Source organism: Escherichia sp. MOD1-EC4550 (genome assembly GCF_963876935.1).
In the GTDB taxonomy this organism is placed as follows: Bacteria; Pseudomonadota; Gammaproteobacteria; order Enterobacterales; family Enterobacteriaceae; genus Escherichia; species Escherichia coli_F.
The window spans coordinates 242,804-255,618 of sequence record NZ_CAWNSE010000015.1; the positions used below are offsets into that span (position 1 = coordinate 242,804).

General features: G+C 53.0%; 11 protein-coding genes. All 11 read left to right on the forward strand.

Features of this window, described 5'->3' with window-relative positions:
* Nucleotides 1-4: 4 nt before the first annotated feature.
* The 11 genes from cheA to flhE all read left to right on the forward strand — a co-directional run bounded on the left by cheA (nucleotide 5) and on the right by flhE (nucleotide 12,735).
* Nucleotides 5-1,969, forward strand: coding sequence for a chemotaxis protein CheA (cheA, locus tag AACU19_RS12875; protein ID WP_105278987.1), 1,965 nt, complete (start codon nucleotides 5-7; stop codon nucleotides 1,967-1,969).
* A gap of 20 nt (nucleotides 1,970-1,989) precedes the next feature.
* A complete protein-coding gene (cheW, locus tag AACU19_RS12880) occupies nucleotides 1,990-2,493 on the forward strand; it encodes a chemotaxis protein CheW (protein ID WP_105271416.1) in 504 nt (167 codons plus the stop codon).
* Nucleotides 2,494-2,637: 144 nt separating this feature from the next.
* Nucleotides 2,638-4,299 (forward strand): methyl-accepting chemotaxis protein II, encoded by a 1,662-nt coding sequence (gene tar, locus AACU19_RS12885; protein ID WP_001353143.1) that lies wholly within the window; start codon nucleotides 2,638-2,640, stop codon nucleotides 4,297-4,299.
* A gap of 45 nt (nucleotides 4,300-4,344) precedes the next feature.
* Complete coding sequence (tap, locus tag AACU19_RS12890; protein ID WP_105278988.1) at nucleotides 4,345-5,946, forward strand: methyl-accepting chemotaxis protein IV; 1,602 nt, start codon at nucleotides 4,345-4,347, stop codon at nucleotides 5,944-5,946.
* Nucleotides 5,947-5,964: 18 nt separating this feature from the next.
* The gene (cheR, locus tag AACU19_RS12895) at nucleotides 5,965-6,825 is read left to right on the forward strand and encodes a protein-glutamate O-methyltransferase CheR (protein WP_000204337.1); all 861 of its coding nucleotides are present in this window, start codon (nucleotides 5,965-5,967) and stop codon (nucleotides 6,823-6,825) included.
* Between the two features lie 2 nt (nucleotides 6,826-6,827).
* Nucleotides 6,828-7,877 carry a protein-glutamate methylesterase/protein glutamine deamidase gene (gene cheB / locus AACU19_RS12900; RefSeq protein WP_105278989.1) on the forward strand — a complete coding sequence of 350 codons (1,050 nt, stop codon included), beginning with the start codon at nucleotides 6,828-6,830 and terminating at the stop codon, nucleotides 7,875-7,877.
* Nucleotides 7,878-7,891: 14 nt separating this feature from the next.
* Nucleotides 7,892-8,281: a chemotaxis response regulator CheY gene (cheY, locus tag AACU19_RS12905; RefSeq protein WP_000763867.1), complete on the forward strand. Its 390-nt coding sequence runs from the start codon at nucleotides 7,892-7,894 to the stop codon at nucleotides 8,279-8,281.
* 10 nt (nucleotides 8,282-8,291) lie between these two features.
* Entirely contained in the window at nucleotides 8,292-8,936 is a 645-nt protein-coding gene (gene cheZ / locus AACU19_RS12910) for a protein phosphatase CheZ (RefSeq protein ID WP_000983609.1), read from the forward strand.
* 187 nt (nucleotides 8,937-9,123) lie between these two features.
* Nucleotides 9,124-10,272, forward strand: a complete 1,149-nt coding sequence (flhB, locus tag AACU19_RS12915) for a flagellar biosynthesis protein FlhB (RefSeq protein WP_039020714.1) — start codon at nucleotides 9,124-9,126, stop codon at nucleotides 10,270-10,272.
* Nucleotides 10,265-12,343, forward strand: coding sequence for a flagellar biosynthesis protein FlhA (gene flhA / locus AACU19_RS12920; protein WP_000066967.1), 2,079 nt, complete (start codon nucleotides 10,265-10,267; stop codon nucleotides 12,341-12,343). Before flhB ends, flhA begins: the two co-directional genes overlap by 8 nt.
* Complete coding sequence (gene flhE / locus AACU19_RS12925) at nucleotides 12,343-12,735, forward strand: flagellar protein FlhE (RefSeq protein ID WP_001202066.1); 393 nt, start codon at nucleotides 12,343-12,345, stop codon at nucleotides 12,733-12,735. The genes flhA and flhE overlap by 1 nt, the downstream gene beginning before the upstream one ends.
* The last annotated feature ends 80 nt before the right edge of the window (nucleotides 12,736-12,815 follow it).

Below are 12,815 nucleotides of genomic sequence, written 5' to 3' on the forward strand. Positions count from 1 at the left end.
CAGCGTGAGTATGGATATAAGCGATTTTTATCAGACATTTTTTGATGAAGCGGACGAACTGTTGGCTGATATGGAGCAGCATCTGCTGGTTTTGCAGCCGGAAGCGCCAGATGCCGAACAATTGAATGCCATCTTTCGGGCTGCCCACTCGATCAAAGGAGGGGCAGGAACTTTTGGCTTCAGCGTTTTGCAGGAAACCACGCATCTGATGGAAAACCTGCTCGATGAAGCCAGACGAGGTGAGATGCAACTCAACACCGACATTATCAATCTGTTTTTGGAAACGAAGGACATCATGCAAGAACAGCTCGACGCTTATAAACAGTCGCAAGAGCCGGATGCCGCCAGCTTCGATTATATCTGCCAGGCCTTGCGTCAACTGGCATTAGAAGCGAAAGGCGAAACGCCATCTGCAGTGAGCCGATTAAGTGTGGTTGCCAAAAGTGAACCGCAAGATGAGCAGAGCCGCAATCAGTCGCCGCGACGAATTATCCTTTCTCGCCTGAAGGCCGGGGAAGTCGACCTGCTGGAAGAAGAGCTGGGGCATCTGACAACGTTAACTGACGTGGTTAAAGGGGCGGATTCTCTCTCGGCAATATTACCGGGCGACATCGCCGAAGATGACATCACAGCGGTACTCTGTTTTGTGATCGAGGCCGATCAGATTACCTTTGAAACAGCAGAAGTTTCGCCAAAAACATCTCCCCCACCAGTGCTTAAACTGGCAACCGAACAAGCGCCAACTGGACGCGTGGAGCGGGAAAAAACGACACGCAGCAGTGAATCCACCAGCATTCGTGTGGCGGTAGAAAAGGTTGATCAATTGATTAACCTCGTCGGAGAGCTGGTCATCACTCAGTCTATGCTTGCCCAGCGTTCCAGCGAACTTGACCCGGTTAATCATGGTGATTTGATTACCAGCATGGGGCAGTTACAACGTAACGCCCGTGATTTGCAGGAATCAGTGATGTCGATTCGCATGATGCCGATGGAGTATGTCTTTAGTCGCTATCCCCGGCTGGTGCGTGATCTGGCGGGAAAACTCGGCAAGCAGGTAGAACTGACGCTGGTGGGGAGTTCTACCGAACTCGACAAGAGCCTGATAGAACGCATTATCGACCCGCTGACCCACCTGGTACGCAATAGCCTCGATCACGGTATTGAACTGCCAGAAAAACGGCTCGCCACAGGTAAAAACAGCGTCGGAAATTTAATTCTGTCTGCCGAACATCAGGGCGGCAACATTTGCATTGAAGTGACCGACGATGGGGCGGGGCTAAACCGTGAGCGAATTCTGGCAAAAGCGGCCTCGCAAGGTTTGACTGTCAGCGAAAACATGAGCGACGACGAAGTCGCGATGCTGATATTTGCACCTGGCTTCTCCACGGCGGAACAGGTCACCGACGTCTCCGGGCGCGGCGTCGGCATGGACGTCGTTAAACGTAATATCCAGGAGATGGGCGGTCATGTCGAAATCCAGTCGAAGCAGGGTACTGGCACTACGATCCGCATTTTACTGCCGCTGACGCTGGCCATCCTCGACGGCATGTCCGTACGCGTTGCGGATGAAGTTTTCATTCTGCCGCTGAATGCGGTCATGGAATCACTGCAACCCCGTGAAGCCGATCTGCATCCACTGGCCGGCGGCGAGCGGGTGCTGGAAGTGCGGGGTGAATATCTGCCCATCGTCGAACTGTGGAAAGTATTCAACGTCGCGGGCGCGAAAACCGAAGCCACCCAGGGAATTGTGGTGATCTTACAAAGTGGCGGTCGCCGCTACGCCTTGCTGGTGGATCAATTAATTGGTCAACACCAGGTTGTGGTTAAAAACCTTGAAAGTAACTATCGCAAAGTCCCCGGCATTTCTGCTGCGACCATTCTTGGCGACGGCAGCGTGGCACTGATTGTTGATGTCTCCGCCTTGCAGGCGATAAACCGCGAACAACGTATGGCGAACACCGCCGCCTGAATGAGTAAAAAGGTAACAATATGACCGGTATGACGAATGTAACAAAGCTGGCCAGCGAGCCGTCAGGCCAGGAATTTCTGGTATTTACCCTTGGTGATGAAGAGTACGGTATTGATATTCTGAAAGTGCAGGAGATCCGTGGCTATGATCAGGTAACACGGATTGCGAACACGCCAACGTTTATCAAAGGCGTCACGAATCTGCGCGGTGTTATTGTGCCGATTGTGGACTTACGAATTAAGTTCAGCCAGGTGGATGTGGACTATAACGACAACACGGTAGTTATCGTCCTGAATCTCGGACAGCGGGTGGTCGGCATCGTGGTTGACGGCGTCTCAGATGTGCTTTCATTGACGGCGGAGCAAATTCGTCCGGCACCGGAATTTGCCGTGACGCTTTCAACAGAATATCTCACTGGACTCGGCGCACTGGGCGACCGCATGTTGATTCTGGTGAACATCGAAAAACTGCTGAACAGTGAAGAGATGGCGCTGTTAGATAGCGCGGCGTCAGAAGTGGCGTAATTATCCCGATTTTCTCAATTGCAATGAACCCGATGATCTGCGCATCGGGTTTTTTATGTCAATTTTGCGGTGGATGGCATCATTAATAAAGTTTCCCTCCTTCTTGCCGATAACGAGATCAACTTGTTTTCAGGAAGGTGCCTTATGATTAACCGTATCCGCGTAGTCACGCTGTTGGTAATGGTGCTGGGGGTATTCGCACTGTTACAACTTATTTCCGGCAGTCTGTTTTTTTCCTCCCTTCACCATAGCCAGAAGAGCTTTGTGGTTTCCAATCAATTACGGGAACAGCAGGGCGAGCTGACGTCAACCTGGGATTTAATGCTGCAAACGCGCATTAACCTGAGTCGATCAGCGGTGCGGATGATGATGGATTCCTCCAATCAACAAAGTAACGCCAAAGTTGAATTGCTTGATAGCGCCAGGAAAACTTTGGCCCAGGCCGCGACACATTATAAAAAATTCAAAAGCATGGCGCCGTTACCTGAAATGGTCGCTACCAGTCGTAATATTGATGAAAAATATAAAAACTATCACACAGCATTAACTGAACTGATTGATTATCTTGATTATGGCAATACTGGAGCTTATTTCGCTCAGCCAACCCAGGGAATGCAAAATGCAATGGGCGAAGCGTTTGCTCAGTACGCCCTCAGCAGTGAAAAAATGTATCGCGATATCGTCACTGACAACGCAGATGATTATCGATTTGCCCAGTGGCAACTGGCGGTTATCGCGCTGGTGGTGGTAATGATTCTGCTGGTGGCGTGGTACGGCATTCGCCGTATGTTGCTTACACCGCTGGCAAAAATTATTGCTCATATTCGCGAAATCGCCGGTGGTAACCTGGCGAATACCCTGACCATTGATGGGCGCAGTGAAATGGGCGATCTGGCGCAGAGCGTCTCACATATGCAACGCTCTTTGACTGACACCGTCACTCATGTGCGCGAAGGCTCTGATGCCATCTATGCTGGCACCCGTGAAATTGCGGCGGGCAATACCGATCTTTCTTCCCGTACTGAACAGCAAGCATCCGCGCTGGAAGAAACTGCTGCCAGCATGGAGCAACTCACCGCGACGGTGAAGCAAAATGCCGATAACGCCCGCCAGGCCTCGCAACTGGCGCAAAGTGCCTCCGACACCGCCCAGCATGGCGGCAAAGTAGTGGATGGCGTAGTGAAAACGATGCATGAGATCGCCGATAGTTCGAAGAAAATTGCCGACATTATCAGCGTTATCGACGGTATTGCCTTCCAGACTAATATCCTCGCGCTGAATGCCGCGGTTGAAGCCGCGCGAGCGGGTGAACAAGGCCGTGGTTTTGCCGTGGTGGCGGGCGAAGTGCGTAATCTTGCCAGTCGCAGCGCCCAGGCGGCAAAAGAGATCAAAGCCCTCATTGAAGACTCCGTCTCGCGCGTTGATACCGGTTCGGTGCTGGTCGAAAGCGCCGGGGAAACAATGAACAATATCGTCAATGCTGTCACTCGCGTGACTGACATTATGGGCGAGATTGCATCGGCATCAGATGAACAGAGCCGCGGCATCGATCAAGTCGCATTGGCGGTTTCGGAAATGGATCGCGTCACGCAACAGAACGCATCGCTGGTGCAGGAATCAGCTGCTGCCGCCGCTGCGCTGGAAGAACAGGCCAGTCGTTTAACACAAGCGGTTTCTGCGTTCCATCTGGCAGCCAGCCCACTCACCAATAAAACGCAAACATCATCTCGTCCTGCCAGTGAGCAACCACCGGCACAGCCACGACTGCGAATTGCTGAACAAGATCCAAACTGGGAAACATTTTAACGAGCATTGACTAACGCGGTCATTGCCGCCTGAGGGGGAGCGTTGATGTTTAATCGTATTCGAATTTCGACCACGCTGTTTTTAATTTTGATTCTCTGCGGGATCTTGCAGATTGGCAGTAACGGCATGTCTTTTTGGGCATTTCGCGATGATTTGCAACGATTGAATCAGGTCGAGCAGAGCAATCAGCAACGTGCGGCATTAGCGCAAACTCGGGCGGTGATGTTACAGGCCAGCACCGCGCTGAATAAAGCGGGCACTCTGACGGCGCTTAGCTATCCGGCAGATGACATTAAAACGTTGATGACGACGGCGCGCGCCAGTCTGACGCAATCCTCTACGTTATTTAATAGTTTTATGGCGATGACTGCGGGCAACGAGCACGTGAGGGCGTTGCAAAAAGAGACGGAGAAAAGTTTTGCCCGTTGGCACAACGATCTCGAACATCAGGCGACCTGGCTTGAAAGTAATCAACTTTCGGATTTCCTCACTGCGCCGGTGCAGGAATCACAGAATGCGTTTGACGTTAACTTTGAGGCCTGGCAGCAGGAGATCAACCATGTGCTGGAAGCCGCCAGTGCGCAAAGCCAGCGTAACTATCAGATTTCGGCGCTGGTGTTTATCAGCATGATTATTGTTGCAGCGCTCTACATCAGCAGTGCGCTGTGGTGGACGCGCAAGATGATTGTTCAACCACTGGCCATCATCGGTAGCCATTTTGACAGCATTGCTGCGGGTAATCTGGCGCGTCCGATTGCGGTATATGGTCGCAATGAGATCACCGCCATTTTTGCCAGCCTGAAGACCATGCAGAAGGCTTTACGTGGGACGGTGAGCGATGTGCGTAAGGGAAGCCAGGAGATGCACATTGGTATCGCGGAGATTGTCGCAGGCAATAACGATCTCTCAAGTCGTACCGAACAGCAGGCGGCATCGCTGGCACAAACGGCCGCCAGTATGGAGCAATTAACCGCCACGGTAGGGCAAAACGCCGATAACGCACGACAGGCGTCGGAACTGGCAAAAAATGCCGCCACAACGGCGCAGTCGGGCGGTGTTCAGGTCAGTACCATGACTCACACCATGCAGGAGATCGCCACCAGCTCGCAAAAAATTGGCGACATTATTAGCGTTATCGACGGCATTGCTTTCCAGACCAATATTCTGGCCCTGAATGCGGCAGTGGAAGCGGCTCGCGCCGGAGAGCAGGGGCGTGGTTTTGCGGTAGTGGCAGGTGAAGTGCGCAATCTTGCCAGCCGTAGCGCCCAGGCGGCAAAAGAGATCAAAGGACTGATCGAAGAGTCTGTCAATCGTGTCCAGCAGGGTTCGAAACTGGTGAATAACGCCGCCGCGACTATGACCGATATTGTCAGTTCGGTGACCCGCGTGAACGACATTATGGGAGAAATTGCCTCTGCGTCGGAAGAACAACGGCGGGGAATTGAGCAGGTTGCACAGGCTGTCAGCCAGATGGATCAGGTGACTCAGCAGAACGCCTCGCTGGTAGAAGAAGCGGCGGCGGCAACGGAACAACTGGCGAACCAGGCTGACCATCTTTCGTCGCGTGTGGCGGTATTTACCCTTGAAGAACATGAAGTAGCACGACATGAGTCGGCGCAGTTACAGATTGTGCCAGTGGTATCCTGAAGTGATTGAGAAGGCGCTATGACTTCATCTCTGCCCTGTGGGCAAACGTCTTTATTGTTACAGATGACCGAGCGCCTGGCGCTTTCCGACGCGCATTTTCGGCGGATAAGTCAATTGATCTATCAACGAGCCGGGATCGTCCTGGCCGACCATAAACGCGATATGGTCTACAACCGATTAGTTCGTCGCTTGCGTTCGCTGGGACTGACAGATTTCGGCCATTACTTGAACTTGCTGGAATCTAATCAGCACAGCGGTGAGTGGCAGGCGTTTATCAATTCGCTGACCACGAATCTGACAGCATTTTTCCGTGAGGCACACCATTTTCCTCTGCTCGCGGATCATGCCCGGCGTCGTTCTGGCGAGTATCGTGTATGGAGCGCGGCGGCTTCGACCGGCGAAGAACCGTACAGCATTGCGATGACACTGGCTGACACATTGGGCACCGCGCCCGGACGCTGGAAAGTGTTTGCCAGCGACATTGACACCGAAGTGCTGGAAAAAGCCAGAAGCGGTATTTATCGCCATGAAGAGTTGAAAAACCTGACGCCGCAGCAACTGCAGCGGTACTTCATGCGGGGGACGGGACCGCATGAAGGATTGGTGCGTGTGCGTCAGGAGCTGGCGAACTATGTTGATTTTGCCCCGCTGAATTTACTGGCGAAACAATACACCGTGCCGGGGCCGTTTGATGCGATCTTCTGTCGTAACGTCATGATCTACTTCGATCAAACTACCCAGCAGGAGATTTTGCGCCGCTTTGTTCCGCTCCTTAAACCCGACGGATTGCTGTTTGCGGGTCACTCTGAAAACTTTAGCCACCTTGAGCGCCGCTTCACGCTGCGTGGTCAGACGGTGTATGCGCTAAGTAAGGATTAACGATGAGCAAAATCAGGGTGTTATCTGTCGATGATTCGGCACTAATGCGCCAGATCATGACAGAAATCATCAACAGCCATAGCGACATGGAAATGGTGGCGACCGCCCCTGATCCGCTGGTTGCGCGTGATTTGATTAAGAAATTCGATCCCGATGTATTGACGCTGGATGTTGAAATGCCGCGGATGGACGGACTGGATTTTCTCGAAAAATTAATGCGTTTGCGTCCAATGCCCGTTGTGATGGTTTCTTCCCTGACCGGCAAAGGGTCAGAAGTTACGCTGCGCGCGCTGGAGCTGGGGGCGATAGATTTTGTCACCAAACCGCAGTTGGGTATTCGCGAAGGAATGCTGGCGTATAGCGAAATGATTGCTGAAAAGGTACGCACGGCAGCAAAGGCGAGCCTTGCGGCACATAAACCATTGTCGGCACCGACAACGCTGAAAGCGGGGCCGTTGTTGAGTTCTGAAAAACTGATTGCGATTGGTGCTTCAACGGGGGGAACTGAGGCAATTCGTCACGTCCTGCAACCGTTACCGCTTTCCAGCCCGGCACTGTTAATTACCCAGCATATGCCGCCCGGTTTCACCCGCTCTTTTGCCGACAGACTTAATAAGCTGTGCCAGATCGGGGTTAAAGAAGCCGAAGACGGAGAACGTGTCTTGCCGGGGCATGCCTATATTGCGCCGGGCGATCGGCATATGGAGCTGGCGCGTAGTGGCGCAAATTATCAAATCAAAATTCACGACGGCCCGGCGGTTAACCGTCATCGGCCTTCGGTAGATGTGTTGTTCCATTCTGTCGCCAAACAGGCGGGGCGTAATGCGGTTGGGGTGATCCTGACCGGTATGGGCAACGACGGCGCGGCGGGAATGTTGGCGATGCGTCAGGCGGGAGCATGGACCCTTGCACAAAACGAAGCAAGTTGCGTGGTGTTCGGCATGCCGCGCGAGGCCATCAATATGGGTGGTGTTTGCGAAGTGGTCGATCTTAGCCAGGTAAGCCAGCAAATGCTGGCGAAAATCAGTGCCGGACAGGCGATACGTATTTAAATCAGGAGTGTGAAATGGCGGATAAAGAACTTAAATTTTTGGTTGTGGATGACTTTTCCACCATGCGACGCATTGTGCGTAACCTGCTGAAAGAGCTGGGATTCAATAATGTTGAGGAAGCGGAAGATGGCGTCGACGCCCTCAATAAGTTGCAGGCAGGCGGTTATGGATTTGTTATCTCCGACTGGAACATGCCCAACATGGATGGCCTGGAATTGCTGAAAACGATTCGTGCGGATGGCGCGATGTCGGCATTGCCGGTGTTAATGGTGACTGCAGAAGCGAAGAAAGAGAACATCATTGCTGCGGCGCAAGCGGGGGCCAGTGGCTATGTGGTGAAGCCATTTACCGCCGCGACGCTGGAGGAAAAACTCAACAAAATCTTTGAGAAACTGGGCATGTGAGGATGCGACTATGATGCAACCATCAATCAAACCTGCTGACGAGCATTCAGCTGGCGATATCATTGCGCGCATCGGCAGCCTGACGCGTATGTTGCGCGACAGTTTGCGCGAGCTGGGGCTGGATCAGGCAATTGCCGAAGCGGCGGAAGCCATCCCCGATGCCCGCGATCGTTTGTACTATGTTGTGCAGATGACTGCCCAGGCTGCAGAGCGGGCGCTGAACAGTGTTGAAGCGTCACAACCACATCAGGATCAAATGGAGAAATCAGCAAAAGCATTAACCCAACGTTGGGATGACTGGTTTGCCGATCCGATTGACCTTGCCGATGCCCGTGAACTGGTGACAGATACGCGGCAATTTCTGGCAGATGTCCCCGCGCATACCAGCTTTACTAACGCGCAACTACTGGAAATCATGATGGCGCAGGATTTTCAGGACCTCACCGGACAGGTCATTAAGCGGATGATGGATGTCATTCAGGAGATCGAACGTCAATTGCTGATGGTGCTGTTGGAAAACATCCCGGAACAGGAGTCGCGTCCAAAACGTGAAAACCAGAGTTTGCTTAATGGACCTCAGGTTGATACCAGCAAAGCCGGTGTGGTAGCCAGTCAGGATCAGGTGGACGATTTGTTGGATAGTCTTGGATTTTGATTTGTATTGCCTGATGTGGCGTAACCGCGTCATATCAGGCGATGACGCCGCATCCGACAAACGCACACCATGCTTGATGTGTGCAGCAAAAGCCCTAAATCCCCCCTGTTTTGCCCCTTACTCAGACCATTGAACGCTTTGCGCTCTGGCATCATTCACGCTTAATACTCTTTCCAGGATTGGCGACGTGTCTGACGAGAGCGACGACAAAACAGAAGCCCCCACACCCCACCGACTTGAAAAAGCGCGGGAGGAGGGGCAGATCCCGCGTTCCCGTGAACTGACCTCACTGCTGATTTTGTTGGTGGGCGTCTGTGTTATCTGGTTTGGCGGTGTGTCGCTGGCCCGTCGATTGTCGGGCATGCTCTCCGCTGGGCTGCATTTTGATCACAATATTATCAATGACCCGAATCTGATCCTCGGGCAGATTATTCTGCTGATCAGAGAAGCCATGTTGGGGCTGCTGCCGCTGATTAGCGGCGTGGTGCTGGTGGCGCTCATTTCTCCGGTCATGCTGGGGGGGCTGGTATTTAGCGGCAAATCCTTGCAGCCAAAGTTTTCCAAACTCAACCCACTACCGGGAATTAAACGGATGTTCTCGGCACAGACTGGCGCGGAGTTGCTTAAAGCGATTTTGAAAACCATCCTGGTTGGCAGCGTGACGGGGTTTTATCTCTGGCATCACTGGCCGCAGATGATGCGCTTAATGGCTGAGTCTCCGATTACTGCCATGGGTAATGCGATGGATCTGGTTGGGCTATGCGCACTGCTGGTGGTGCTTGGTGTTATTCCGATGGTGGGATTTGACGTTTTTTTCCAAATCTTTAGCCACCTGAAAAAACTGCGTATGTCGCGGCAGGATATTCGTGATGAGTTTAAACAAAGCGAAGGCGACCCTCATGTTAAGGGGCGGATCCGTCAGATGCAGCGAGCTGCCGCACGGCGTCGGATGATGAACGATGTGCCGAAAGCGGATGTCATTGTCAATAACCCGACCCACTATTCGGTAGCGTTGCAGTATGACGAAAACAAAATGAGCGCACCGAAAGTGGTCGCTAAAGGTGCAGGGCTTGTCGCACTGCGCATTCGTGAAATTGGCGCTGAAAATAACGTCCCTACGCTTGAAGCGCCGCCGCTGGCGCGAGCGCTGTATCGACATGCGGAGATCGGTCAACAAATCCCAGGCCAACTGTACGCCGCGGTGGCGGAGGTGCTGGCCTGGGTCTGGCAACTGAAACGCTGGCGTCTGGCTGGCGGACAGCGCCCTGTTCAACCTACTCATCTTCCGGTGCCGGAAGCCCTGGATTTTATTAACGAGAAACCGACCCATGAGTAATCTGGCCGCGATGCTGCGCCTGCCCGCAAACCTGAAATCGACACAATGGCAGATCCTTGCCGGACCGATTTTGATCCTGTTGATCTTGTCGATGATGGTGCTGCCCCTGCCCGCATTCATACTCGACCTGCTGTTCACCTTCAATATTGCCTTGTCGATAATGGTGTTGCTGGTCGCGATGTTTACCCAGCGCACGCTTGAGTTTGCTGCGTTTCCGACCATTCTGTTGTTTACCACCCTGTTACGTCTGGCACTTAACGTGGCTTCAACCCGTATCATTTTGATGGAAGGGCATACTGGCGCGGCGGCGGCAGGGAAGGTGGTCGAAGCGTTCGGTCACTTCCTCGTTGGTGGCAATTTCGCTATCGGTATCGTGGTGTTCGTCATTCTCGTGATCATCAACTTTATGGTTATTACCAAAGGTGCCGGGCGTATCGCAGAAGTAGGCGCGCGCTTTGTTCTCGATGGTATGCCAGGAAAGCAGATGGCGATTGATGCCGACCTTAACGCCGGACTGATTGGTGAAGATGAGGCGAAAAAACGCCGCAGTGAAGTCACTCAGGAAGCCGATTTTTACGGCTCAATGGACGGGGCAAGTAAGTTTGTTCGCGGCGATGCCATCGCCGGGATCCTCATCATGGTCATTAACGTTGTCGGCGGATTGCTGGTCGGTGTGCTGCAACATGGCATGAGCATGGGACATGCGGCGGAAAGTTATACGCTATTGACCATTGGTGACGGTCTGGTAGCACAAATTCCGGCGCTGGTGATTTCTACCGCCGCGGGGGTTATCGTTACGCGCGTCAGCACTGATCAGGATGTTGGCGAACAGATGGTGAATCAGCTTTTCAGTAACCCGAGCGTTATGTTGTTAAGCGCCGCCGTGCTCGGTTTACTCGGCCTGGTGCCTGGAATGCCGAACCTGGTATTTTTGCTGTTCACTGCCGGATTGCTGGGGCTGGCCTGGTGGATCCGCGGACGCGAACAAAAAGCGCCTGCCGAACCAAAACCGGTAAAAATGGCAGAGAATAATGCCGTTGTCGAAGCAACGTGGAACGATGTACAACTGGAAGATTCTCTGGGAATGGAAGTGGGTTATCGCCTGATCCCGATGGTCGATTTTCAGCAGGATGGTGAACTACTGGGTCGTATTCGCAGTATTCGCAAGAAATTTGCCCAGGAGATGGGGTTTCTGCCGCCAGTGGTGCACATTCGCGACAATATGGATCTGCAACCTGCCCGCTATCGCATTTTGATGAAAGGCGTGGAGATAGGCAGTGGTGATGCTTATCCGGGGCGTTGGTTGGCGATTAACCCTGGTACCGCTGCCGGGACGTTACCTGGTGAGGCGACCGTCGATCCAGCATTTGGCCTGAATGCTATCTGGATTGAAAGTGCGCTAAAAGAACAGGCGCAGATTCAAGGGTATACCGTGGTTGAGGCCAGCACGGTGGTGGCTACGCATCTTAACCACCTCATAAGCCAGCATGCCGCAGAGCTGTTTGGTCGTCAGGAGGCGCAACAGCTGCTGGATCGTGTCGCTCAGGAGATGCCAAAGCTGACGGAAGATCTCGTTCCTGGCGTCGTCACGCTCACCACACTGCATAAAGTGCTGCAAAATCTGCTCGATGAAAAAGTCCCGATTCGCGATATGCGCACCATTCTCGAAACGCTGGCGGAACATGCGCCCATCCAAAGCGATCCACATGAATTAACCGCCGTCGTGCGCGTGGCGTTAGGACGGGCTATAACCCAGCAGTGGTTTCCTGGCAAAGATGAAGTCCATGTTATTGGCCTCGATACACCGCTGGAACGTTTGTTACTACAGGCCTTGCAGGGTGGGGGCGGACTGGAGCCTGGGCTGGCGGATCGTTTACTGGCACAAACTCAGGAAGCGCTATCCCGTCAGGAGATGCTGGGTGCGCCGCCAGTATTATTGGTGAACCACGCGCTGCGACCATTATTGTCTCGCTTCCTGCGTCGCAGCCTGCCGCAGTTAGTGGTGCTGTCGAATCTGGAACTATCAGATAACCGACATATCCGTATGACGGCGACGATTGGCGGCAAATAATGAGAGCCTTATTAGCAATATTATTGTTTCCGCTGCTGGCGCAAGCCGCCGGGGAGGGGATGTGGCAGGCGAGCAGTGTGGGCGTTACGTTGAATCACCGTGGTGAATCGATGTCGTCAGCGCCTCTTTCTTCGCGACAACCTGCATCAGGATTGATGACGCTGGTTGCGTGGCGTTATCAGCTTATCGGCCCAACTCCCGTAGGGCTGCGGGTTCGCTTGTGTTCACAATCTCGTTGTGTCGAATTAGAGGGGCAGAGCGGAACCACCGTGGCCTTTTCCGGTATACCGGCGGCAGAACCGTTGCGATTTATCTGGGAAGTGCCTGGCGGCGGGCGGTTAATTCCGCCGCTAAAAGTACAACGTAATGAAGTGATTGTGAATTATCGCTGAAGGACAAATAAAAATTACGCGCTCGCGGCATGTTTAATAAATCAGTGAAAAAGGCTCGATGTTTTGTTGCAATTATTTAT

Bases quoted from the DNA above. Each gene is read 5' to 3' on its own strand.
- cheY (WP_000763867.1), top strand. From the start codon at position 7,892: ATGGCGGATAAAGAACTTAAATTTTTGGTTGTGGATGACTTTTCCACC.
- flhE (WP_001202066.1), top strand. From the start codon at position 12,343: ATGAGAGCCTTATTAGCAATATTATTGTTTCCGCTGCTGGCGCAAGCC.
- cheB (WP_105278989.1), top strand. From the start codon at position 6,828: ATGAGCAAAATCAGGGTGTTATCTGTCGATGATTCGGCACTAATGCGC.
- tar (WP_001353143.1), top strand. From the start codon at position 2,638: ATGATTAACCGTATCCGCGTAGTCACGCTGTTGGTAATGGTGCTGGGG.
- cheR (WP_000204337.1), top strand. From the start codon at position 5,965: ATGACTTCATCTCTGCCCTGTGGGCAAACGTCTTTATTGTTACAGATG.
- flhA (WP_000066967.1), top strand. From the start codon at position 10,265: ATGAGTAATCTGGCCGCGATGCTGCGCCTGCCCGCAAACCTGAAATCG.
- cheZ (WP_000983609.1), top strand. From the start codon at position 8,292: ATGATGCAACCATCAATCAAACCTGCTGACGAGCATTCAGCTGGCGAT.
- tap (WP_105278988.1), top strand. From the start codon at position 4,345: ATGTTTAATCGTATTCGAATTTCGACCACGCTGTTTTTAATTTTGATT.
- cheW (WP_105271416.1), top strand. From the start codon at position 1,990: ATGACCGGTATGACGAATGTAACAAAGCTGGCCAGCGAGCCGTCAGGC.